Source organism: Asaia bogorensis NBRC 16594, from assembly GCF_001547995.1.
Taxonomy (GTDB): domain Bacteria; phylum Pseudomonadota; class Alphaproteobacteria; order Acetobacterales; family Acetobacteraceae; genus Asaia; species Asaia bogorensis.
On the sequence record NZ_AP014690.1, the window covers coordinates 1,318,229 to 1,341,272 of the forward strand.

Consider the following 23,044-nt stretch of genomic DNA (forward strand, 5'->3'; position numbering starts at 1 on the left):
GCAGGCAAGACCTGCGGGATCCTCCACCTCCGGGTGTGAGGGTGTTTGGGTATTCAGCCCTTGTGAGACAGGGCAAGAAGCGGCGTAAAGGCGAACATCGTCTCGAAACGACAGAACACTGGGGGCGGAATCTCGATGGTTCCGAGCTTCTCGGCTGTCACGCGGCGCCATTCATGGACAGCCTTGCGCAAAGGCGCTTTCTGCGTGCGTGAGATATGGCGAATTTTATAGCCATAGGTCGCGTGAAACATGAAGCTCATCAGGTTGTCCGGATGAAATCCGATCGCCTCGGCAAGTTGACGGCGTAAATCGTACAGGGCTGTAGCCATCGCGGCATTCGCTGGGCGCAGGGGCACACCAACCAGCGGCGCATGGAACCGGTCCGCGTCGATTTCTACCTCTATCTTCTCGGGAAACTCGAAGGCTTTCGATGCGAGACGATCGCGCAGGATCGCTGTTGTCTGCTCGATCGTGACCGAGGGGGAAATGCCTGATGGCCAGTTATTTTTTGCTTTCTGCTCTGGGTCGACCCCACCAAGAATTGTCATATGGTAGCTCGATGGCGGGGTCGGCACGATATGGTCAGACCAGTCGCGGCGGATGAGGGCGTTCATGTCCAGCATGGCCACCGACAGGGGATGCGTCTCGGCAAAAGGGCAGATCGTCGTGTTGCCGGGCCAATACAGAGGCTTGCCTTGCGCATCGAACTTACCCTGACGATCACCTCCGCCTTTTGGCAGGGGGGGGCCATCACAGCCCGGTTCTCTGTCTGCGTTAGAGGCGGGTGCCGCCCCAGTCAGAAAGAGCGCGCCCAGGCACAGCATGAGAGTGCGCCGGTCTGAGACGGTCAGCGCGGATAAGCGTTGCATGAGAGACATTCCGGAGGCCTTGGGCATGTCTGCGCAGGGCAAGTAACGACGAGGCATCTCAATGGCACGAAACAGGACATCTGTGCATGACATGTTCGCTAAAGAGCGCTGACGCGTTTTCCTGCGGTTCGATTCGGCATTGGGTTGGAACGACGCTGTAGCCCCTGGTTCAGGGCGTCGCGTGGTGCGCCAGTTGCCCTCCCAAGGCTACGGGTCGGCCATTCATGCCCTCGCGTGGCGTATCATGCACGGTTGCGATCCCCTCATGCGAGGCATCGAAATGGAGGCCGAGATCCGGCTGACTTACCTGAGACGTGCTCGGTGCGAAGAGAAACTTGCCATGGTGAAAGTCAATCAAGGCAACCTCGTGCTTGAAAAAGCTTGCGCCCAAGGCGCCGTCGAAAAGGTTTTCCAGCACGAGGAATTCCGTCGGTCCGAAGTCGCGCGTGCCAAGGCGCAGGTCATTGAAGCGATGGCGAACGCCGCGTTGCATGGTCCCGAATTTCGTTACGACAGGCTGGTCCTTCTCCAGATCGGCCGCCGACACCAGTGTTTCAGTAACCGTCTCCCTTGGCAGGGCGCTACGAACAAGATCGGGGTCGAGCCTGATATGGACAGGGTGATTGTCGATGAAGGCTGTTATGCGGTCCTCCTGATCGAGATCGATGATCGCAGGCTTGCGCGTGAAAAGCCCTTCCGGCCCTGCGGCACATTGCGGCCCGTCTCGCCAGGCCAGCAGGCCCAGCTTCTCATGGGGAACATCCAGCATGAGCATGAGCCTGAAATGCTGAAGAATTGGACGCCCGATGATACCAATGATTGGCCTGCCAGCCAGAGATTTGAGCGGGCCGTCATCATAGCGCTCTGCAACGAGGTCGTGGAGCACGATCGGCCCGATCTCGAGTGTATCGACCCTTGTTGTCTCAGTCGGTGCGTCAGTTTGGTCCTGGGCGATCATCGGGTGGCTCGGTCCCTGGATAAACCAGATTGCCCCCGCATTTCTGACAAACAGATGGCCGAATAAGGGGCTTACATACATGGCTGCATCGTGCCCTTCGACGCGCACAGGTATGATGGGGGCGTCATCCGGACCGCCGAGCAGAGGGAGGATCGTGGCACCCTCGACGCAGTTCTGCGCGACGATTGCCGCGTTCGCGATACGATCGGTTGTCTGGGCTCTGGCAACGCCGGTGCCAGCGAGCGCAGTCAGGATCATGAGCGCTTGTATCGTCCTAGCAATTAGCATCGCACGAATCTCCCCGATGGGCGATTGCCGGTTCGGATCACGCAGACGTTGGGTGAAGTCCCAGGTTCAATCGCGCTCGGAGCAATCAGGACCTTACTGAACGAAGACAGGACCCTTCCGGTCTGACGGAAAGTCTATAATCGGGGAGAGAATGATATTAATTCGAAATGTTTGCGGCGTGGCAATACCGTATTGCAAAGCCACCAAGGATTCGAAAAGGGCAAAAGGCCTCTTCGGGCTGTCAGGAGCGCCAAGTGTTTTCCGCCTCGATTGCGGAAATCTTCTCTGCCGCAGGTGGCGATGTCCCGGCAGGGCCGCCAGCAACGCGCGCGGGGTATGGGTGAGTCTCTCGTGCTTGGTCATGGCCCCACCATGATTGTCTTTCGGTGTCGCGATGACCCGTGATCTGTGGCAGCCCGGAACAGGTGCGTGAACGCTCTTGGACGCGGAGAGGACAGCCGATCATCCCGGTTAGGGAAGGGATGAACGGTCTGTTTCAGGATGTTCTTTTGCGAGAGACCGCCTGTTGGCGGTTGCCTACCGGGGCGGGAGGCTCGCCTAGCGTTCTCTTACAGGGCACAGGTTTATCCTCAGATCTCAACGACACAGGTCAGCCCCTGCACTCCTGCCGTATTGATGCCTTCTGTTGCAAGCGTTTCCAGGCACGTCTCTACGGTAGAGCAGGCCATGATCCTCGGGTAAGCCGGAATCATGGCCAGTGGGTCAGCCCTTGCGCGAGATTTGGCTCAGATCGCGCACGGCACCGTTGGCGGCGCTGGTGGTGAGAAGGCCATAAGCTCGCAGCGCCGGGGAGACCTCGCGCACGCGATCCGGGGTCCAGGCGGCATCCCCCTTTGCTTCCATGGCAGCGCGACGGGCTTCCAGCACATCAGCCGCCACCACGGCACGCAGCACGCGGTTCGGGATATCGATTTCGATCTGGTCGCCATCCTCGATCAGGCCGATCAATCCCCCTTCGGCTGCTTCGGGTGAGATATGACCGATCGAGAGCCCCGAACTGCCGCCCGAGAAGCGACCATCCGTGATCAGCGCACAGGTCTCGGCCAGACCCTTGGATTTTAGATAGCTGGTCGGGTAGAGCATTTCCTGCATGCCGGGGCCGCCCTTGGGGCCCTCATAGCGGATGACCACCACATCGCCATCGACAATCCTGTTTGCCAGAATGCCTGACACGGCGTCTTCCTGACTTTCGAATACGCGGGCCCGCCCGGTGAAGGTAAGGAGGCTATCCACAACGCCCGCCGTTTTCACGATGGCGCCCGCTTCGGCGAGGTTGCCGTAGAGCACAGCCAGTCCGCCATCCTGCGAGAAAGCATGGGTGCGATCGCGCAGCACGCCGTGCTGACGGTCGGTGTCGAGCGCATGATAGCGGCTGGATTGCGAGAAGGCCTGGGTGGTACGTACGCCGCCCGGTGCGGCCAGAAAGCGCGTGCAGGCGTCGTCATCGCCTTCAAGAATATCCCATTTCTTCAACGCGTCCCGGAGGGTCGGCGCATGGACGGTATGGGCGGTTGTATCGATAAGGTCGCAGCGGGCGAGTTCGGCCAGAATGGCCGGGATGCCGCCAGCGCGATGCACGTCTTCCATATGCACGTCATTCTTCGCAGGCGCGACCTTGCACAGATTGGGCACCTTGCGCGACAGACGGTCGATATCGGCCATGTGGAAATCCACCCCGGCCTCACGCGCGGCAGCCAGCAGATGCAGAACCGTGTTGGTCGAACCACCCATGGCGATATCGAGCGTCATGGCGTTCTCGAAAGCTGCCTTGGTGGCGATGCTGCGCGGCAGGGCGGTTGCGTCATCCTGCTCATACCAGCGACGGGCTAGCGACACGACCAGACGTCCGGCCTCAAGGAAGAGCTCGCGGCGGTCAGCATGGGTGGCGAGCAGACTGCCATTGCCCGGCAGGGAAAGACCGAGTGCTTCGGTCAGGCAGTTCATCGAATTGGCGGTGAACATCCCCGAGCACGACCCGCAGGTCGGGCAGGCGGAACGCTCGATGGCTTCCGATTCCGCATCCGATACTTTCGGGTTGGCGGCGGCAACCATGGAATCCACGAGATCGAGCTTGCGATTGATGCCGGGGCCATCCAGCTTGCCGGCTTCCATAGGTCCGCCCGAGACGAACACGACCGGGATGTTCAGACGCAGCGAGGCCATGAGCATGCCTGGCGTGATCTTGTCGCAATTGCTGATGCACACCAGCGCATCGGCGCAATGGGCATTGACCATGTATTCGATTGAATCGGCGATCAGCTCGCGCGAGGGCAGGCTGTACAACATGCCGCCATGGCCCATGGCGATCCCGTCATCCACCGCGATGGTGTTGAACTCGCGCGCAATGCCACCGGCTTCAGCAATCGCCCCACCGACCAGCGACCCCATATCCTTGAGATGCACATGACCGGGCACGAACTGCGTGAAGGAGTTGGCAACCGCGATGATGGGCTTGCCGAAATCCTTGTCCGTCATGCCCGTCGCACGCCAGAGCGCGCGGGCACCGGCCATGTTGCGGCCGTGGGTGGTGGTGCGGGAACGATAGGCAGGCATGAGACTGATCCGGGAGAGCTGGAGTGAGGGGGCGTGTTGCGCATGAAATGCAATAGCAACGAGCCCGCACGAGTATTTTTATTACTCTGTGCGAAATAACGTGGCCAATCGCTTGCCGCAAGGGGAAGTCTGTTCAATCATCGCGCCGCTTGTCATTGAACCAGAGGAAAAACCGCGTGCGCGTTGGCCATTTGACCCGATCCCTGCTTCTTGTGACCTCCTGTTTGCTAGGGGCCTCGCAAGCTCTGGCCCAGGGAGGAAACGGTCTTCCTGTCACGCCTGATATGGTGCAGCGCGGCTCCGATATTCCTGCCCATGTCCAGATGCCAGAGACGGCGCGCGATTATATCAAGCAGGATGTCATGATCCCGATGCGTGACGGTGTGAAGCTGCACACGGTTATCGTCATTCCAAAAGCAGCCAGGGACCATGAAGCCCCGATCCTGCTGACGCGCACGCCCTATCATGCTTCCGAGCGCGCTGATCGTGTCTCGGGCGCTGCCGAGATGCGCAACGTGCTGCCACAGGGTGACGGCGTCTTTGTCGATGGCGGCTATATTCGCGTCTTTCAGGACGTGCGCGGCAAATATGGGTCGGAGGGCGACTATGTCATGACGCGCCCGCCCATCGGCCCGCTCAACCCCAGCAAGACCGACGACACCACCGATGCGTGGGACACGATCGACTGGCTTATCAAGAACGTGAAGCAGAGCAATGGCCGTGTGGGCATGACCGGGTCGTCCTATGAAGGATGGACCGTGGTGATGGCACTTCTCAACCCCCATCCGGCGCTCAAGGTGGCTGCCCCTGAAAGCCCCATGGTCGATGGCTGGATGGGTGATGACTGGTTCCATTACGGTGCCTTCCGGCAGGGAAGCTTCGACTACTTCACCATGCAGATGACGAAGAAAGGCGAGGGCGACGGTATCCCTCGCCAGAACGCCGACGACTATACGAACTTCCTCGAAGCCGGGTCGGCAGGCGCTTTTGCGACCAAGGCGGGGCTCGACCAGTTTCCGTGGTGGCAGCGTACCAAGGCTCATCCGGCCTATGACGCTTTCTGGCAGGACCAGGCGCTCGACAAGCTTCTGGCAAAGCACCCTCTCACCGTACCGACCATCTGGGAGCAGGGGCTTTGGGACCAGGAAGATATGTGGGGCGCCATCCATAGCTGGATGATGCTGCGCAAGGACCACCCCAAGGCGCCGAATATCCTCGTCATGGGGCCGTGGCGCCATAGCGGTGTGAATTACGATGGCTCGACACTCGGCCCGCTGCATTTCAACGGCGATACGGCGCTCTGGTATCGCAGCCATGTGATGCGTCCGTTCTTTGACCAGTATCTCAAGCCCGGCAGCGCCAAGGTCAATTTTGACGACGCCATCATCTATAATACGGGCGATAACCGCTGGGATCATTTGCGTGGCTGGCTGGGAAATTGCGGTGAGAGCTGTGCAGGTACGGGTGAGCGCCTCTATCTGGGTGAAGCAAACGGGTTGAGCTTCGAGCGTGCCAAGCCTGGGTCCGACAGCTATGTTTCCGATCCGTCCCACCCGGTGCCATTCATGACGCGGCCGTACAGCTTTGCCGATGGCGCGCGCTGGAAGCCTTGGCTGGTCAGCGATCAGCGTTTTGCAGAATCCCGCCCCGATGTGTTGACCTATCAGACGCCGGTTCTGGATCATCCGGTGCGTGTATCAGGCGTGCCGACAGCGGATCTGTTCGCTGCAACAACAGGGACGGATGCCGACTGGGTGGTGAAGGTGATCGATGTCTATCCTGGCGTCACCGCCGATCGTCCCGAAATGGGCGGTTACGAGCTGGCGGTCTCCATGGATATCTTCCGTGGTCGCTACCGTCACGATTTCGCGCATCCCGCGGCGATCCCTGCGAACAAGGTCGAGGAATACAAGTTCACCCTGCCTGCGGTGAACCATGTCTTTCTGCCGGGCCATCGTATCATGGTGCAAATCCAGTCGAGCTGGTTCCCCCTTTACGATCGCAACCCCCAAACCTATGTCTCGAACATCTTCGATGCTAAGGCGGCAGACTACAAGACTGCAACGCAGACCATCTCTCACGGTGGGGCTCAGGCCAGCAGCATCTATCTTCCAGTTGTAAACCAGTGAGGCGCGCATGAGCGAGGCAGTTGTGGAAAAAGCCCTGATCGGGGGCGGGTGCTTTTGGTGCACCGAAGCGATCTTCACCGGGTTGCGCGGGGTCAAGTCCGCTCAGCCCGGCTATGCCGGCGGCCGACGCGAGAACCCGAGCTACGAGCAGGTTTGCTCAGGCGCGACGGGCCATGCGGAAGTAGTGGAAGTCGTGTTTGATCCGCAGGAAATCAGCTACGGCGACATCCTTCGCGTGTTCTACACCACCCACGATCCGACCCAGCTCAACCGTCAGGGCAATGACATCGGGACGCAGTATCGCTCGGTCATTTTCGCGCTGGATGAGGCACAGGACGCCATCGCCCGCGAGGTTACGCAGGAAATCGAGGCTTCAGGAATCTGGCCAGATCCGATCGTGACCGAAATTGCCGGCCCCGCTGTGTTCTGGGAAGCCGAGGAAAAGCATCACGACTACTTCGCGCGCAATCCCGAGACAGCTTATTGCAGTGCTGTGGTTGCCCCGAAGGTCGCGAAAGCCCGCAAGATGTATCGCGATCGCCTGAAGGCCTGATCAGAGTCATCTGACCCAACCGGCTCGCATATCATGGCGGGCCGGCTTGATGTCTCGCAGTGCGGGCCTCAAGCGGTATCGTCACGGCGCCGGGTGTCGCCGGAACCAATCTGAGGCTGATCGTTCAGTACCCGGTGGCCTCCCGATCGAGCATGAACTGATCGGCTTCCTCATCGAAATCGAATAACTCGGTGTAGCGTGCCCAGTTGGTCGCCGTCATGAGCGTTTGCTCGGCGTAGCCCGGCGACATGGTGGTTTCCAGCTCTTCCCGGAAGCGATCCGCCCCGGTGCGATGCCCGGAGCGTTCATCGAGCACGGCGCGTATCGAACGGATGAGCGGGATATGATGAAGCAGCGCCGTGCGCATGATTTCCCGACGCTCATCCTGATCGGCCAGGACGAAACGGGCGCCCGCTTCGGTGATGAGAATGTCACCATCCTCGAGCTCGGCCAGTTCGAGAAGCTGCAGGGACTCACCGAGCGGAAACAGATCATCGAGCGCCATCTGAAGGCGCTCGGCAAGGTGGGGCAGATCGGCTCGTCCGTTGAGCGGGGCGGCTGCCAGCGATTCGAGCAGGCCGACAAGGACATTGATGGGGATGGGCGGAAGGACCAGCGCCATGGGATGGGGGGGCGGCGCAGCGGTGCCACTTTCAAGACTGGCTTCCGAGATGAGGGGCGCCCTGCGTGTCATGAGGGTATAGATATGATCGACGAAGTGCCGGAATGCGGCGTCGTCACGGTTGCGCGGATGGGGAAACGGTACCGTCAGCTCATGCGAGACTCGCCCCGGGTTGGATGAAAAAAGCAGGATGCGGTCACACATCAACACGGCCTCTTCCACGTTATGGGTCACGAGCATCATGGCGCGTGTCGGCAGTCTTTTCTCCGACCAGAGCTCGATCAGGTCCGTCCGTAAGTTTTCCGCGGTGAGCATGTCGAGCGAAGCAAAAGGCTCATCCATCAACAGCAGGTCTGGCTGCATGACCAGAGCCCTGGCCAGCCCCACGCGCTGCTGCATGGCCCCGGAAAGCTCCTTGGGCAACGCGTTCTCATAGCCATTGAGGCCGATGAGATCGATCATGTCATCGCAGCGCTGTTCACATTCAAGACGCGGCAGACGCTTGGCTTCGAGCCCAAGCGCAATATTCTGCTGGACCGTAAGCCAGGGAAACAGCGCGAAGGACTGAAAGACCATGGCGATGTCGGGTGTCGGCCCGGTCAGCTTCTGGCTTTTCCAGAGAATCTCTCCAGCGCTGGGCGGGATCAGTCCTGAGGCGATACGCAAAAGCGTGGATTTGCCGGAGCCTGAACGCCCGACGAGCCCGACGATTTCACCCGCATGGAGGTCAAAGCTGACATCCTCAAGCACGGGGAGGTCGGTGCTGCTCTCCTTCTGATAAACCTGCAGGCAATTGCGGATCGAGAGCAGGCTTTCCTGCATGACGGGCTCCATGCTCATTTGGCGGGCGGGCTCAGGGATGACGGGATACGGCGGCGGATCTGCAGGCGGATGGGATGCCAGACCATGAATTCTCCCAGCGCAATGCACAGGGTGATAACGGCAGCCCCAAGCACGACGCGTGGCAGATCACCATTCTCGATGGCTCTGGCCACATATGCCCCAATGCCGCCGCCATCCTCACCGTGAAGGGCCCAGGACGAACGTTCGGCAAGGATCAGAATGGTCCATCCCGTCATCGAAGCCGCGCTGACGGCCTCAAGCAGGATGGGGGCGATGCCGGGCAGAACGATCTTGCGCCACCAGAGCCAGCCGCGAATCTGCATGTTCTGGGCGGCTTGCAGCAGATCAACCGGAAAGCTCCTCATACCGCGCAGGATCTGGGCCAGCAAAAGCCACTGGATGAAAAAAAAGCACAGAACGAGCGGCCAGACGAAGCGCGACAACCCAAGCAATGTCAGGCCGAGGCACAGCAGCGGGAACAGGATGTTTTTTGGATAGAGCGCCAGAAAGCGCGTCACCATGCGCGCGATCTCGGCGCGCCGTGCCGTCAGGCCGAGCCAGACACCCAGCGGCAGCCACAGCGCAAGAGCAAGGAGGAGGGCGAGCGTCATGCGCAGGGCCGAGACAAGGCTCTGCTCGGCCACGACAACGAGATCATGCAGCCCGAGCGCATGATGGCGGTAGAAAAAGCCCATCACGATCAGCAGGGCAAAAGCCAGCGATGAGAGCCCGATCAGCGGTGAGGCCGAATGTGTCGCGCCAGAAGGGCGGAAGCCACGACGGCCGATCGGCATATCGCCCAGCCATGCAAGACAGCGCCGCATATGCTCACCGGCGATCTTGAGCAGGCGGGTACGGCGCCAGAGTTTGAGCATCCAGGGATCGGCCACATGCTCGAAAACCGGGCGCAGGCGATATCGATCCGCCCAGATCTGCCAGGGAAAGACAAGGCAGCTATCGTAAAGGTAGGCAAGAACACCGATAAGCCCGGCCGCCAGCAGGCACTCCCAGAACGACCCCAGAGCCGCGGCCTGCGCCGCGTGGGTTCCAAGCCCGGGGCGTGTCGGCAATGTGCCGTTTACCGGCAGCATTTCGGCAGCCATCAGAAGCGACCAGGCCAGCGGCATGGTGCGGGCAAGGGCCGTTACACAATCCGGGATGGCATAAGGGGCTTCAAGCCGCCAGAGACGCTGCCAGCTTGTCAGACCAAGCCCTCTGGCCGCTTCATCGAGCGCGCGGGGAATCGTGCTCCAGGCGCCCAGGGCTGCACTGGCAATGGGGGCAGCGAGGCAAAGCGCGGTGATCCCGATAGCGGAAACCTCGAAGCCGAGAAGATGCAGAAAGGGCAGGAGGCAGAGAAGCGGAACCATATGCATACCGCCCAGCGCGGTAAGCACTGCTCCGCGCACAGGCGGGGTCTTCGCTGCGGCAAGGGCGAGACATGCACCCAGCAGGGCGCCGACTACGGTGGCCGCTATCATCCGCAGCGTCGTATGACCCAGATCGCCCAGCAATACCCCGAGCCCGGCCAGAGAGCGGAAATGGGGCGTTGTCATGCTGTGATGCTGGAAGGCCGCTAGCTGCGCGGGAACCAGGCGCGAGACGAGGGCCAGCGCCGCCACCACGACGAGGATACCGACAAGCGATGCTGTCAGTCCTGCCTTCCGATCCGGCCCGCGTGTGCCGCGTCGCGCCTTAAATGGCGACATGCTCTCCTTCCTCGCGTCAGAGGCGTATTGGTGATGTCAGGGTGTGCGCAGGATACCTGTGCTGCCAAAACCCCCGGTGCCACGTGCCGTCTCATCCAACTCGGAAACCTCGACCCATGTCAAACGAATGACGGGAGCGAGAACGGCCTGGGCAATGCGCATGCCGCGTGTCACGATGAAATCCTCGCGGCCAGTGTTCAGGATGATCACCCCGATCTCGCCACGATAATCCTCGTCGATCGTACCGGGTGTGTTAGGCAGCGTAATGCCATGCTTGAGCGCAAGACCTGATCGCGGGCGTATCTGCAGCTCATAGCCGGCGGGCAGGCCGATTTTGAGACCTGTAGGCACGAGGGCGCGTTCCCCGGCGCGGATAATCATATCCGATTCGATGGCGGCCAGCAGATCCATGCCCGCAGCCCCGCTGCTGGCATAATGGGGGAGGTCGAGCCCCTCGGCATGAGGAAGCCTGACGAGTTCAACGGGAAGCGGAGACATGAAACCTTACCTTGAGGCAGAGGAAAAATGGTCGGCGATCAGAGCGGCGAGTTTCGCTGCGACATCGCGTTTGGTCATTTCGGGCCAGTAATCGGGCGCGGCATCGGACAGAAACAGGATCCTGTTGCGATCCCCCCCGAAAATGCGGTGATCCGCACCAACATCATTGGCCAGCAGCCAGTCGCAGTTCTTGCGCGCCCGTTTGCTGGTGGCATTGTGCTCGAGGTGCTCTGTTTCGGCGGCGAAGCCAATAACAAGCTCCGGGCGCTCCGGTCTGGTCGCCGAGAGTGTTGCCAGAATGTCCGGGTTTTCGACAAGGACGAGTGTCTGAGGCTGGCCGGGTATTTTCTTGCGCTTTTGCGTGGCGATGTCTCGCATGCGCCAGTCGCCCACCGCAGCCGCGCAGATTGCGACATCAGCTGGCAGGGCGGCTTCGCACGCCGCCAGCATTTCGCGTGCTGTCTGCACATCGATGCCTGTCACAGATTCGGGGCAGGGCAGGTTTGTCGGCCCGCTGACGAGCGTGACCCGCGCACCAAGCCGCGCACAAGCCTCTGCCACGGCGTAGCCCTGCTTGCCCGATGAGTGATTGGCGATGAACCGCACGGGATCGATCGGCTCATGGGTTGGCCCCGCCGTGACGAGCACATGACGACCGGCGAGCGGCGTATGGGGAAACAATGCGGCCTCGATCGCCGCATGAATGGTCTCCGGCGTGCTCAGGCGACCAGGACCAAACTCGCCACAGGCCATCTCGCCGTCATCCGGCCCGACAAAGAGGCAACCATGCTGATGCAGGGTGGCCAGATTGGTTTGTGTGGCCGGATGTTGCCACATGCGCACATTCATCGCCGGTGCGACCAGCACCGGGGTATCGGTCGCAAGCAGTAGCGTTGTAGCGAGATCGTCCGCCAGACCGTTCGCCATGCGGGCCAGCATATTGGCTGTAGCGGGACAGACGACAATCAGATCGGCGCTGCGGGACAGCGCGATATGATCCATCTGGCTGTCCTCGGCCAGGGAAAGCAGCTCGGTATGCACTGGCGCCCCTGAGAGAGCCTGCACGGCGAGCGGCGTCACGAAATGCGTGGCCGATTGCGTCAATACGCACTCGACCGCGATGTCGCTCCGGCGCAGCAGCCGGATCAGTTCCAGTGATTTATAGGCAGCTATACCACCGCCAATGATCAGGATGACCCGGGCGCGCATGGAAAATCAGAGCTTCCAGCCGGAATGGATGGCTGCGATACCGCCAGAGAGATTCTGATAGCTGACCTTTTCAAGGCCCGCATTGCGCATCATCTCGACAAGCACCTCCTGCTCGGGGAAGGTGCGGATGCTCTCCGCCAGGTACTGATAGCTCTCGGAGTCCTTGGCGATGATCTGGCCCATCTTGGGCAGAACACCAAACGACCAGGCATCGTAGATCGGGGCCAGAGCCGCCACCTGCACATGGGAGAATTCGAGGCAGCAGAATTTGCCACCCGGACGCAGCACGCGGCGGGCCTCGCGCAGGACAGCATCCTTGTCGGTGCAGTTGCGCAGCCCGAAAGCGATCGAAACACGATCGACGCTGCGATCGGGCAGGGGAATGGCTTCGGCATCGACAACCGAGAACTCGATATCCGTCAGATATCCCTTGCTGGCAGCGCGTGACCGGCCGACCTCGAGCATCGAGGCGTTGATGTCCGTCAGCAGGACAGGGCCGCCATTGCTACGCAGCCAGCCAAAGCTGATATCGCCGGTGCCCCCGGCCAGATCGAGCAGCTTCAGGTCGCGGCGCGGTGCGAGCGTGTTGATGAAAATGCGCTTCCACACGCGGTGGATACCAAGCGACATCACATCGTTCATGACGTCATAGCGACCCGCCACGCTGTCGAACACGGCGCGCACCAGAGGTTTCTTCTCAGCCCGCGGGACAGAGCGATAGCCGAAATCGGTGGTCTCGTCCCTGTCGGCGTGCGCTGATTCGGGAGGGGGAAATGATGCGTTGTCGGTCATGTCTCTCTGGATATAGTGTCGGCACCCAAGATGCCAGAGCTACCAGAAGTTGAAACCATCCTGAATGGATTAAGATCGGCGCTTGCCGGTCGCCGTATCATCAGCACCGAGGTGCGTCACGATCTGCGCTGGCCGGTGCCCGATGATCTTTCGATCCGGGCGGATGGCAAGAAGATCCGTGATTCAACCCGTCTGGGCAAATACATGCTGATTGCCCTCATGCGTGGCCCGACCCTGCTGATACACCTTGGCATGAGCGGGCGGATAAGAATCACGCCCGGCTTAGCAAAGGGCAGGGCCTATCAGCCTCAGCGCCATGAGCATGTCACACTCAGGCTCGATAATGGAACACATATCGGCCTTGTCGACCCACGGCGTTTCGGTTGCTTCCTGCTGGCCGATGCAGGGCGGGAGCGAGAGCACCCCCTGCTGCGACAGCTTGGCGCTGATCCGCTTCAACCCGGCTTTGATGCTGCGTATCTCTATGAAAAGCTTCATCGCAAGCGCGCGCCCATCAAGACAGCCTTGCTCGACCAGCATGTCGTCGCCGGGCTCGGCAATATATATGTATGCGAGATCCTGTATCGCGCCGGAATTCATCCCGAACGTCTGGCCTCGTCTCTGGATGAAACGCAGATTGCCCGTATTGCAGAAATCACCCCCGCCGTGCTGCGCGAGGCAATCGATGCAGGGGGATCCACCTTGCGCGATTATGTGGATGCCGAAGGAAAAAAGGGAGCGTTTCAGGATCTGCATCAGGTTTATGGCCGCGAAGGGGAGCCCTGTCCCGAATGTCCGGGCTTTCCGGCGTGCGGGGGAATCCGTCGTCTGGTGCAGGCAGGGCGGTCAAGCTTCTATTGTCCGCGGCGTCAGCTGCCACTTTCTTTAGAGGACGCTTGACTGGCAGCGTGAAACTGGACTAAAGGCGAGCCCTCCGCTGGCTCTGCGTCTCTTTTAGAGATGATTGGCCGGTATGCTTTATTGTCGTTGCAAGACGACCTAACAAGCCGAACAGAACAGGGCTGAAGAGTAGAAATGGCTAACACCGCCTCTGCGCGCAAGCGCATCCGTCAGAACGAGCGTCGCCGTGAGCGTAACGTTTCCCGCATGTCCCGCGTCCGTACCTTCGTGAAGAAGGTCGAGAGCGCCATCCTTTCGGGTGACAAGGCTGCAGCAAACGACGCTCTGCGTGCTGCCCAGCCGGAAATGCAGCGCGCTGTTGGCAAGGGCGTTCTCGCCGCCAACACCGTCAGCCGCAAGCTGTCGCGCCTTTCGGCTCGCATCAAGGCTCTGGCTTCGGCCTGATCAGATAACAGGGCGGTGCCTTTTCCGAGGCACTCCCCGGTCTGAGCCTACAGAAAGAACGGGTGTGGTCACGCGACCATATCCGTTCTTTTTTTTCGCCGGTCGTCCCGCTTTATGACATCCGGTTAAGCTTGCCTGTCGCGCGCTGTTTGCCCTATCCTGTCCGCCCTTTAGCCGGGGATCAGGAAGGTCATGCCTCATTGCACGTGATGGCTCCTGTCGTGTCTTTTGTTACAACTCGGGGGAGTGATGGCAGACGAAGGGTCTCATACGGATCTTCCTGCAGTGACGGAAACGGTTTCCTGCACCAGTGGAACCGATCCTGTCCTTGCTTCCCAATGGGTCAAGGTACGCGAAAGACTGCGTGTCGAGGTCGGTGACGTTGAGTACCGCACCTGGCTGCAGCAGATTGTGCTTGGCCCGCTGGAAGAGGATGAAATAACCCTCTTTCTGCCAACGCGCTTTCTGCGTGACTGGGTGCGTGGCCAGTATGGCGACCGCCTCCAGGAGCTATGGCGCAACGAAAACCGCGCCGTTCACCACGTTGAGCTTCAGGTCCAGCGCGTTGGCGATGGGCTTGCAACGCCGGTTGCCGTCGAGGCTGCGGCTTCAGTGGTCGAGATCGAGGCCCCTGCGCCTCCGGCTGTCGCTGTGCAGGACGCGCGACACGATCTGGCAGCGCCGCTCGATCCGCGCTTTACCTTCGACAGCTTCGTTGTGGGCAAGCCCAACGAGTTTGCCTATGCCTGTGCCCGCCGTGTGGCTGAAAAGCCGTCCAGCCCCGGTTTCAACCCGCTTTTTCTCTATGGCGGTGTCGGTCTGGGCAAGACGCACCTGATGCACGCCATTGGTTCGGAGCTGACGAGCGGTGGGCGTGTCTCAGTCGCCTATATGTCGGCCGAGAAATTCATGTACCGCTTCATTGCGGCCATTCGCTCGCAATCGACGATGGAATTCAAGGAGCAGCTGCGCTCGGTCGATGTGCTCATGATCGACGATTTGCAGTTCCTGATCGGCAAGGACAATACGCAGGAAGAGTTCTTCCATACGTTCAATGCCCTGGTCGATGCGGGACGTCAGATTGTGGTCAGCGCCGATAAGTCGCCCTCCGACCTTTCGGGTCTGGAGGATCGCCTGCGTACCCGCCTGGGTTGCGGTATGGTGGCCGATATCCACGCGACGACGTTCGAGCTGCGTATCTCCATTCTGGAAGCGAAAGCGCTTGCCTCGGGCGTTGCCGTCCCTGCCAAGGTGCTCGAATTCCTGGCCCACAAGATCACCTCGAATGTGCGTGAGCTTGAGGGGGCCCTCAATCGCCTGATCGCCCACGCCAATCTTTTTGGCCGCCCTGTCACGCTGGAAAGCACGCAGGACGTGCTCCATGACATTCTCAAGGCGCATGACCGTCGTGTGACCATTGAGGAGATCCAGCGCAAGGTGTCGGAGCACTGGAATATCCGCCTGACCGATATGTCGTCGGCCCGTCGCGCACGCGCCGTGGCAAGGCCGCGTCAGGTTGCCATGTTCCTTGCCAAGCAGCTTACCAGCCGCTCCCTGCCGGAAATCGGCCGTAAATTCGGCAACCGTGACCATACTACGGTCATGCATGCTGTCTCACGCGTGCAGGAACTGATGGAGCGTGATGTTGCCTTTGCAGAAGACGTGGAATTGCTGCGTCGTATGCTCGAGGGCTGATCTTTGCCGCAGCAAGCGGCTCTGCTAGACTGTTTTTTTTGTTTTTCGGGTGTTCGAGGGTCTACGATCATATGAAATTCCAGGCTGACCGCACAACGCTGATCCGTGCCCTTGCCCATATCCAGAGCGTTGCGGAAAAGCGCAACACGATCCCCATCCTGGCTAATGTCATGCTCTCCATCGAGGGCAATCTTCTGCGTCTGACCGCTACCGACATGGAAATTGCGGTTGTCGAGGAAGTGGCTGCCGAAGGCGCCCGTGACGGTGCAGTGACCGCCCCGGCCAGTGTCCTTTACGAGATCGTGCGCAAGCTGCCGGACGGCTCGGTGGTCGAACTTGATCACGGTGGCGGTGATACCCCGCTGGCGCTGCGCGCCGGACGTTATGCTACCAGCCTGAATGTGCTCCCCGTTGAGGATTTTCCCTCAATGGTTGCCGGTGATCTGCCCTGCGAATTCTCCATCCCGGCCGCGGTGCTGCGCGGGCTGGTTGATCGTACCCGCTTCGCTATCTCGACCGAAGAAACGCGCTACTATCTCAACGGCATCTATTTCCATGTCGCGAAGGATGGCGAGACGAGCAAGCTGCGTGCCGTCGCAACGGATGGCCATCGTCTGGCCCGCGTCGAGACCGATCTGCCTGCCGGGGCAGCCGATATGCCGGGCGTCATTATTCCGCGCAAGACCGTGGCCGAACTTCGCAAGCTTCTCGATGAGGGCGCTGGCACGGTGCAGGCCAGCCTGTCCGATACCCGCATCCAGTTCCGTGTCGGCGCTGTGATGCTGACCTCGAAGCTGATTGACGGAACGTTCCCGGAATACGAGCGTGTCATTCCGAAAAACAATGACCGTTTCCTGAAGGTGAACAAGCAGGCCTTTGCAGACGCTGTGGCTCGTGTCGCGGCGATCAGTCAGGAGCGCTCGCGCCCGGTCAAGCTTGCGGTGCAGACCAACCTGCTCACCCTTTCCGCCATCAGTCCGGATCAGGGCATGGCCAAGGAAGAGCTGGACGAGACAAGTGTGTCCTATGATGGCCCAACGCTGGAGATCGGCTTTCAGGCGCGTTATCTCAATGACATCACGGACCAGATTGATGTCGAGGCCGAGTTTGCCTTTGCCGATAGTGCGGCACCGACCCTCGTGCGCGACACCAACCTGCCGACAGCGCTTTACGTGCTGATGCCCATGCGCGTCTGATCAGGGAGCGGGCCGCCTTCTTGCGTATCAACAGGCTCGTTCTCACGAATTTTCGTAATTACGAGCGTCTGGTCTGGACGCCGCAAAGCCGCCTCGTTGTGCTCACGGGTGAGAACGGGGCGGGCAAGACCAATCTGCTCGAGGCGCTCTCGCTTCTTGCCCCAGGGCGTGGATTGAGGGCAGCTTCCAACGCCCAGATCCAGCGTCAGGATGGCGGCCCATGGGGCGTTGTGGCCCGCCTGAATGATGTGGCGGGTGAGGGCATGGACCTCGCCACCGGTACCGACCCGGCTAATCCGGTCAGACGTGTTTTCCGCCTCAATAACGAGGTGATCCGCAATCAGGGGCAGATTGCGCCCTACTGCGCAGTCACATGGTTGACCCCACAGATGGACCGCCTGTTCAGCGACCCGGCTTCCGGGCGGCGACGGTTCTTCGACCGCCTTGTACTGGCCCTCGATCCCAATCATGCGCGCGAGAGCGCAGCGCATGAGCGTGCCGTAACCCAACGCAACCGGCTTCTCGCGACTCGTCCGGATCAGAAGAGCTGGCTCGATGCCCTCGAGGACAGCATCGCGCGCCATGCGGTGGCGCTGACCGCATCGCGCATGGCTCTTGTCGATGCGATGAACGCGACCGCGCTTACAGATGGTACGGGGTTTCCCGTCGCACGGGTGGCGCTGGAGTGCGAGATTGCGGCCGAACTGCATCGCAGGCCGGCGCTTCTGGTTGAGGATGGCCTGCGGGGGAAACTGGCTGCAGCGCGCAGCGAGGATGCGCAGCGCAGCACGACAAGTGTCGGCGCGCACAGGACCGATTTTGGCCTTCAGGATGCCGCCAGTGGTCGATCGGCTGCCCTGTCCAGCAGCGGTCAGCAAAAGGCCATGCTGGTTCATGTCATTCTCAACCATGCCGGTTTGACAGCATCTCGGACAGGCCGAGCCCCGTTTATCCTGCTTGATGAACCTCTTGTTCATCTTGATTCCCGGAGGCGAGAGGGCTTGCTGGGTTATCTAAGCGATCAGGCCTTTGAAGTGTTCCTGACCGGGACGGATCGCGAGCAATTTGCGGCGCTGGGGGGCGGGGTGGACTATCGTAGCGTGACCGCCGGTCGGTTCTCCGCCTGATGGGTCGGTTATTTTGTCACTGAATTGTAACAGGTGAGTGAGACTTCGTTTCATGATTGTCCTCTCCGACAAATGCGCAATCCGGCAATTGTAACAATAAAAGCGGATGTCATTGTTGCGTCGCTTCGTGACATAATCCAGATGCCGCTTTTTGCTATAATTATAAAACACAATGTGAGTTTATTAAGTAAAATAGCACATGATACTTAATATTATTAAATTAAATCTCCTATAACTTTCATATAATGCAGCGTATCGTGCGATTTATCCGGAGAATTCACATTCGATCCTGAGCGTCCTGCCTCAGTTCGCCTTTAAGCGCCACAATCTGGACAATTCGAGAATTACATTGTTACTCATTGTTATGAAATTCTCGCGTATGACGGGCCTGTATTGTCCAAGCTGCAGGAGTTGAGGCCCCGGATGAAAATAGCGTTCCTTTACGTGGCTGAGCCCTACCAATGCTATCACGTAGCCGCTGTTTCCTCCGCCCTGTCCCAGCTTCCCAATGTCGAGGTGACGGAATTCGTCAGCTTCCCCGAGACCGCGCAGCATCTCGACCGTATACGTGAGACGAACCAGCTGGGTGGTCATATTGTTCGCGGCACTCTCAGGATGCCCGCACGAGCCACGCTGCTGCGTCGTCTTCGCCGTCTGGACTCTGAACGTGAAGTCGTCATGCGCGCCAACGTCGCCCAGCTGGAGGCCTTCGATGCTGTTGTCGCGACAGAATACTCGGCCGGGTTACTGCGAGAAATGGGGCTCACGCGACCCGCTCTGATCCTGATCCAGCATGGTGCGGGCGATCGTGAGGTCAATGACGAGCATCTTATCCGCCAGTTTGATCTCTCTCTTGTCTCCGGACCTAAAATTGCTGAGGCGTTTCTCGCCAAGAAGCTCGCCACCGCGGCGCAGACCCGCATCATCGGGTACCCGAAATTCGATGCGGTCAATGGTGACCGGATCGTTCGTGTTTCGGAAAGCAGCGCCAGACCACTGGCCCTCTACAATCCCCATTACAAAAAGGGACTTTCGTCTTATCGGGATTATCTCACGCCGCTCGCTGACGCCGTCAATCGTCTTGACCGATACGACCTGCTTGTTGCGCCCCATGTGAAGATTTTTCACAAGGACTTTGGACGCCGCCGCCGGCAGTTCGAGAAAGTTGTGGGAGGAAGGGTGAGGCTTGATACAGCTTCCTCCTCAATGCTCGACATGACCCACACCGCGCGGGCGTCACTCTATATCGGTGATGTCAGCTCCCAGGTTTACGAGTTCCTGATCACCCCGCGCCCCTGTGTTTTTCTCAACCCCCATGGGGTGGCGTGGCGGAACAATCCGCATTTTCGTCACTGGACATTAGGGGACGTGGTGGAGCGTCCGGAGGACATCTATCAGGCGCTGGCACAGGCGGAATCGCGTCACGTGCTTTACAGGGCGCGTCAGGAACGCGTCATTCAGGAGACTTTCGGCTCGCAGCCCCGACGCGGCGCCTCTTTCCGAGCCGCACAGACGATCCGGGACTTTCTTCGTGGCGAGGCTTCGCCGGTTGGTGCCATCGCAGCAGCCTGAACCTGGCCCGGCTCACGACAACGGATCATCAACGTTGAATCAAGGCTGGTGCGCCGTCGATCGTGCTGTCGGCATGCTGTGTCGTGGATGGCAAACAGGTTAAATTTGCAAAGGCTCGCGCATTCTCCTGTTTTCAACACGGACTGCTTTGGTCTAAGAGGACGCGCCAACGGTGGGAAAGCCGCGGGCTTTCCTGATTGATATGCGGGGAGGCTGCGGCACATGACCACGACCAATGAAACACCAACCGGAATGGCTGGCGAACGGGTTGGTGACTTTGCCTCGCGCAGCGTGTCACATGACCGCATCCGCGAAGCCCTTGCTTTCGATGACGTGTTGGTTGAGCCTGCCGCATCGGACGTGCTGCCTGCTCAGGCTTCCACACGCACCCGCCTTACGCGGTCGATCGAACTGAATATTCCGCTTTTGTCCTCTGCCATGGATACCGTGACCGAGGATGCGATGGCTATTGCCATGGCGCAGCAGGGCGGCATGGGCGTGATCCACAAGAACCTGTCCGTGGAGGAGCAGGCGGAGCATGTGCGCCGCGTCAAGCGCTTCGAATCCGGCATGGTTGTAAACCCTGTCACGGTCGGGCCTGAGCAGACCCTGCGCGATGTGCATGCCATCATGGCCCAGCATGGCATCAGCGGTCTGCCGGTTGTGCTGCCGGGCAGTGGTGAACTGGTTGGTATTCTCACCAATCGCGACATGCGTTTCACGAGTGACCTGAACACGCCCGTGCGCGACATGATGACGCGCGAAAACCTCGTGACCGTCCGTCACGGGGCTGACGCCGCTGTGGCTCAGGATCTGCTGCACCGCCATCGCATCGAAAAGCTGCTGGTGGTGGATGACCAGAACCGCTGCATCGGTCTGATCACGGTCAAGGATATGGACAAGGCCGAGGCTCATCCCCTCGCAATCAAGGATCAGTTTGGCCGCCTGCGTTGCGCCGCCGCTATCGGTGTTGGTGCCGACGGGCTGGCCCGTGCCGAGGCGCTGGTCTCGGCTGGCGTGGATATCGTGATTGTTGATACCGCGCATGGTCATTCGCGCGGCGTGCTCGACACGGTGGCCACCCTGAAATCCCGCCATGCCGGTATTCAGGTCATTGCTGGCAATGTTGCCACGCCGGAGGCCGCCCTTGCCCTGGCCAATGTCGGCGCCGATTGCGTCAAGGTCGGTATCGGTCCTGGCTCGATCTGCACCACGCGCGTTGTGGCTGGTGTAGGTGTGCCGCAATTCTCAGCCGTCATGGAAACGTCAGCCGCCTGTCACGAAGCTGGTATCTTCGCCATTGCCGATGGTGGCATCCGCACCTCGGGCGATATCGTCAAGGCCATCGGTGCCGGGGCGGATGTGGTCATGATCGGTTCGCTGCTGGCCGGTTGTGAGGAAAGCCCAGGCGAGGTGTTCCTGCATCAGGGACGTTCCTACAAGGCGTATCGTGGCATGGGCTCGCTGGGGGCCATGGCGCGTGGGTCGGCTGATCGCTACTTCCAGGCCGAGGTCAAGGACTCGCTCAAGCTCGTGCCGGAAGGGATCGAGGGTCAGGTGCCTTACAAGGGCAGCATGGCGGCCGTGGTGCATCAGCTCGTGGGTGGCCTGAAGGCGGGCATGGGCTATACCGGCTCGGCTACCGTGGCCGATCTGCAGGTGCGTACGCGGTTCCGGCGCATCACCAATGCTGGCCTGCGCGAAAGCCACGTCCATGACGTGACCATCACGCGTGAAGCACCTAACTATCGCCAGGACTGACAAAAACTTGTAAGCGCGGGAGCATGACTCCCGCCGCCAGACTTTCTGCTGCCATCGATCTGCTTTGCGCCATCGAGGCTGCCCCCCGCCGTCCTGCCGATGCAACGGCCAATAACTATTTCCGCGAGCGCCGCTACATCGGTGGTGGTGATCGTCGGGTCATCTCCGCTCGCATATGGGATGTGCTGCGGCAGTGGCGCCGCCTGCACTGGCATCTGCGCGACATCCCCGGTGGCCCGTCACCCCGCACGCTCTGTGCGGCGTCGCTCATTCTGGGCGGTGAGGAAATCGGCACTGTGCGCAATCTGTTCAACGGTGAGCGCTTTGCCCAGTCACACCTGACATCACGTGAGGATGCCGCCTTGGCTGCCCTCGGCGGGCGGGAGCTCAATCACCCCGATATGCCCCAGCCGGTGCGTCTGGAATATCCTGACTGGCTTCAGCCCTATCTCGAGCGCGCTTTCGGCGAGACGCTGGAGGCGGAAATGGCTGCGCTCGATAACGCGGCCCCGCTCGATCTGCGCGTGAACCTGCTCAAGGGACATCGCGACGAAGCCATCCGGGCGCTCAGAAACGAGCAGATCCAGGCGTCGCCGACACCGCTTTCTCCCTGGGGACTTCGCCTGCCGGGGCGCCAGAACGTGACCGCCACGCAGAGCTTCCGTGAAGGCGTCATCGAGATACAGGATGAAGGGAGTCAGCTCATCGTCGGCACGCTCGATGCGAAGCCGGGCGAGCGCGTTGTCGATTTCTGTGCAGGCGCGGGTGGCAAAACGCTCGCCATCGCCATGGGCATGGAGAACAAGGGCCAGATCGTAGCCTGTGACGTATCGGCACCCCGGCTTGAGGGCGCGGTCAAGCGTCTGCGTCGTGCGGGCGTCCATAATGTCGAGCGTCATCTGCTGACCAGCGGCGATAAGTGGGTCAAGCGCCGTGCCGGCGCCTTTGATCGTGTGCTGGTGGATGCCCCCTGTTCAGGCACAGGGACTTGGCGCCGTAACCCTGATGCCCGTATCCGGCTCGTGGAGCAGGATATCATCGAATTGCAGGCCAAGCAGGCCGATATTCTTGATCGCGCCTCGACACTGGTCAAACCCGGCGGGCGTCTGGTCTATGCAACCTGCTCGCTGCTGGCCGAGGAAAACGAAGCGCAGGTTGCTGCGTTCCTGGCGCGCAATGACCAGTTCGAGCGTGTCGCTGCGGGGGGTGACATGCTTCCCGAAAAGCTGCGCGGTGAATCCGGTTTTGCCCTGACCCCCTTGCGCGATGAGACGGACGGCTTCTTTGCTGCCGTGCTCCAGCGCAGGGCCGGCTAGGGTTTTCCAGATCGTCTCATCATACGAC

The 23,044-nt window shown here is 60.4% G+C and carries 18 protein-coding genes; 10 read left to right on the forward strand and 8 right to left on the reverse strand.

From position 1 onward, the window contains the following. Positions 1–53: 53 nt before the first annotated feature. The 3 genes from Asbog_RS05900 to ilvD all read right to left on the reverse strand — a co-directional run bounded on the left by Asbog_RS05900 (position 54) and on the right by ilvD (position 4,689). Complete coding sequence (locus Asbog_RS05900) at positions 54–869, reverse strand: DUF1868 domain-containing protein (protein WP_171840666.1); 816 nt, start codon at positions 867–869, stop codon at positions 54–56. A gap of 169 nt (positions 870–1,038) precedes the next feature. Then, positions 1,039–2,085: a hypothetical protein gene (locus Asbog_RS05905; protein WP_062164424.1), complete on the reverse strand. Its 1,047-nt coding sequence runs from the start codon at positions 2,083–2,085 to the stop codon at positions 1,039–1,041. Between the two features lie 753 nt (positions 2,086–2,838). Continuing rightward, a complete protein-coding gene (gene ilvD, locus Asbog_RS05910) occupies positions 2,839–4,689 on the reverse strand; it encodes a dihydroxy-acid dehydratase (RefSeq protein ID WP_062164425.1) in 1,851 nt (616 codons plus the stop codon). A 245-nt stretch (positions 4,690–4,934) separates the two neighbouring features. Here ilvD and Asbog_RS05915 point away from each other — a divergent pair, with 245 nt between their 5' ends. Next, on the forward strand, positions 4,935–6,818 hold the full coding sequence (locus Asbog_RS05915; protein WP_231944697.1) for a CocE/NonD family hydrolase: 1,884 nt from the start codon (positions 4,935–4,937) through the stop codon (positions 6,816–6,818). A gap of 7 nt (positions 6,819–6,825) precedes the next feature. Next, the gene (gene msrA, locus Asbog_RS05920) at positions 6,826–7,371 is read left to right on the forward strand and encodes a peptide-methionine (S)-S-oxide reductase MsrA (RefSeq protein WP_023977409.1); all 546 of its coding nucleotides are present in this window, start codon (positions 6,826–6,828) and stop codon (positions 7,369–7,371) included. 124 nt (positions 7,372–7,495) lie between these two features. Here msrA and Asbog_RS05925 read toward each other — a convergent pair whose 3' ends face one another. From Asbog_RS05925 to Asbog_RS05945, 5 genes are read right to left on the reverse strand one after another with little or no spacing between them, the layout of a single operon-like run. Further along, positions 7,496–8,833 carry an ABC transporter ATP-binding protein gene (locus Asbog_RS05925; protein WP_371861675.1) on the reverse strand — a complete coding sequence of 446 codons (1,338 nt, stop codon included), beginning with the start codon at positions 8,831–8,833 and terminating at the stop codon, positions 7,496–7,498. Next, the gene (locus tag Asbog_RS05930) at positions 8,830–10,545 is read right to left on the reverse strand and encodes an ABC transporter permease subunit (RefSeq protein ID WP_062164426.1); all 1,716 of its coding nucleotides are present in this window, start codon (positions 10,543–10,545) and stop codon (positions 8,830–8,832) included. The genes Asbog_RS05925 and Asbog_RS05930 overlap by 4 nt, the downstream gene beginning before the upstream one ends. 36 nt (positions 10,546–10,581) lie before the next feature. Continuing rightward, a complete protein-coding gene (gene dut / locus Asbog_RS05935; RefSeq protein WP_062164427.1) occupies positions 10,582–11,043 on the reverse strand; it encodes a dUTP diphosphatase in 462 nt (153 codons plus the stop codon). A 6-nt stretch (positions 11,044–11,049) separates the two neighbouring features. Next, positions 11,050–12,252, reverse strand: a complete 1,203-nt coding sequence (coaBC, locus tag Asbog_RS05940; RefSeq protein ID WP_062164428.1) for a bifunctional phosphopantothenoylcysteine decarboxylase/phosphopantothenate--cysteine ligase CoaBC — start codon at positions 12,250–12,252, stop codon at positions 11,050–11,052. A 6-nt stretch (positions 12,253–12,258) separates the two neighbouring features. After that, positions 12,259–13,044, reverse strand: a complete 786-nt coding sequence (locus Asbog_RS05945) for a class I SAM-dependent methyltransferase (RefSeq protein WP_062164429.1) — start codon at positions 13,042–13,044, stop codon at positions 12,259–12,261. 30 nt (positions 13,045–13,074) lie between these two features. On the opposite strand from Asbog_RS05945, the gene mutM reads away from it, so the two are divergent. The 8 genes from mutM (at position 13,075) to Asbog_RS05985 (ending at position 23,016) form a co-directional block, all read left to right on the forward strand. After that, entirely contained in the window at positions 13,075–13,944 is an 870-nt protein-coding gene (gene mutM / locus Asbog_RS05950) for a bifunctional DNA-formamidopyrimidine glycosylase/DNA-(apurinic or apyrimidinic site) lyase (protein WP_062165736.1), read from the forward strand. A 135-nt stretch (positions 13,945–14,079) separates the two neighbouring features. After that, on the forward strand, positions 14,080–14,349 hold the full coding sequence (rpsT, locus tag Asbog_RS05955) for a 30S ribosomal protein S20 (protein WP_023977402.1): 270 nt from the start codon (positions 14,080–14,082) through the stop codon (positions 14,347–14,349). Between the two features lie 249 nt (positions 14,350–14,598). After that, complete coding sequence (gene dnaA, locus Asbog_RS05960; protein WP_083510736.1) at positions 14,599–16,044, forward strand: chromosomal replication initiator protein DnaA; 1,446 nt, start codon at positions 14,599–14,601, stop codon at positions 16,042–16,044. A 71-nt stretch (positions 16,045–16,115) separates the two neighbouring features. Beyond that, on the forward strand, positions 16,116–17,240 hold the full coding sequence (dnaN, locus tag Asbog_RS05965; protein ID WP_062164430.1) for a DNA polymerase III subunit beta: 1,125 nt from the start codon (positions 16,116–16,118) through the stop codon (positions 17,238–17,240). Positions 17,241–17,260: 20 nt separating this feature from the next. Further along, entirely contained in the window at positions 17,261–18,367 is a 1,107-nt protein-coding gene (gene recF / locus Asbog_RS05970) for a DNA replication/repair protein RecF (RefSeq protein ID WP_062164431.1), read from the forward strand. Positions 18,368–18,790: 423 nt separating this feature from the next. Then, the gene (locus Asbog_RS05975; protein ID WP_062164432.1) at positions 18,791–19,939 is read left to right on the forward strand and encodes a hypothetical protein; all 1,149 of its coding nucleotides are present in this window, start codon (positions 18,791–18,793) and stop codon (positions 19,937–19,939) included. A gap of 252 nt (positions 19,940–20,191) precedes the next feature. Further along, the gene (guaB, locus tag Asbog_RS05980) at positions 20,192–21,700 is read left to right on the forward strand and encodes an IMP dehydrogenase (protein ID WP_051395765.1); all 1,509 of its coding nucleotides are present in this window, start codon (positions 20,192–20,194) and stop codon (positions 21,698–21,700) included. A gap of 23 nt (positions 21,701–21,723) precedes the next feature. Next, positions 21,724–23,016, forward strand: coding sequence for an RsmB/NOP family class I SAM-dependent RNA methyltransferase (locus Asbog_RS05985; protein WP_062164433.1), 1,293 nt, complete (start codon positions 21,724–21,726; stop codon positions 23,014–23,016). Positions 23,017–23,044 lie beyond the last annotated feature (28 nt).

What these genes read in the sequence shown, in the direction of transcription:
- Asbog_RS05975 (WP_062164432.1), top strand. Translation starts at nt 18,791, where the DNA reads ATGAAAATAGCGTTCCTTTACGTGGCTGAGCCCTACCAATGCTATCAC.
- rpsT (WP_023977402.1), top strand. Translation starts at nt 14,080, where the DNA reads ATGGCTAACACCGCCTCTGCGCGCAAGCGCATCCGTCAGAACGAGCGT.
- Asbog_RS05905 (WP_062164424.1), bottom strand. Translation starts at nt 2,085, where the DNA reads ATGATCCTGACTGCGCTCGCTGGCACCGGCGTTGCCAGAGCCCAGACA.
- mutM (WP_062165736.1), top strand. Translation starts at nt 13,075, where the DNA reads ATGCCAGAGCTACCAGAAGTTGAAACCATCCTGAATGGATTAAGATCG.
- guaB (WP_051395765.1), top strand. Translation starts at nt 20,192, where the DNA reads ATGGCTGGCGAACGGGTTGGTGACTTTGCCTCGCGCAGCGTGTCACAT.
- ilvD (WP_062164425.1), bottom strand. Translation starts at nt 4,689, where the DNA reads ATGCCTGCCTATCGTTCCCGCACCACCACCCACGGCCGCAACATGGCC.
- Asbog_RS05985 (WP_062164433.1), top strand. Translation starts at nt 21,724, where the DNA reads ATGACTCCCGCCGCCAGACTTTCTGCTGCCATCGATCTGCTTTGCGCC.
- Asbog_RS05945 (WP_062164429.1), bottom strand. Translation starts at nt 13,044, where the DNA reads ATGACCGACAACGCATCATTTCCCCCTCCCGAATCAGCGCACGCCGAC.
- dut (WP_062164427.1), bottom strand. Translation starts at nt 11,043, where the DNA reads ATGTCTCCGCTTCCCGTTGAACTCGTCAGGCTTCCTCATGCCGAGGGG.
- msrA (WP_023977409.1), top strand. Translation starts at nt 6,826, where the DNA reads ATGAGCGAGGCAGTTGTGGAAAAAGCCCTGATCGGGGGCGGGTGCTTT.
- Asbog_RS05925 (WP_371861675.1), bottom strand. Translation starts at nt 8,833, where the DNA reads ATGAGCATGGAGCCCGTCATGCAGGAAAGCCTGCTCTCGATCCGCAAT.
- Asbog_RS05900 (WP_171840666.1), bottom strand. Translation starts at nt 869, where the DNA reads ATGCAACGCTTATCCGCGCTGACCGTCTCAGACCGGCGCACTCTCATG.
- dnaN (WP_062164430.1), top strand. Translation starts at nt 16,116, where the DNA reads ATGAAATTCCAGGCTGACCGCACAACGCTGATCCGTGCCCTTGCCCAT.
- dnaA (WP_083510736.1), top strand. Translation starts at nt 14,599, where the DNA reads ATGGCAGACGAAGGGTCTCATACGGATCTTCCTGCAGTGACGGAAACG.
- Asbog_RS05930 (WP_062164426.1), bottom strand. Translation starts at nt 10,545, where the DNA reads ATGTCGCCATTTAAGGCGCGACGCGGCACACGCGGGCCGGATCGGAAG.
- coaBC (WP_062164428.1), bottom strand. Translation starts at nt 12,252, where the DNA reads ATGCGCGCCCGGGTCATCCTGATCATTGGCGGTGGTATAGCTGCCTAT.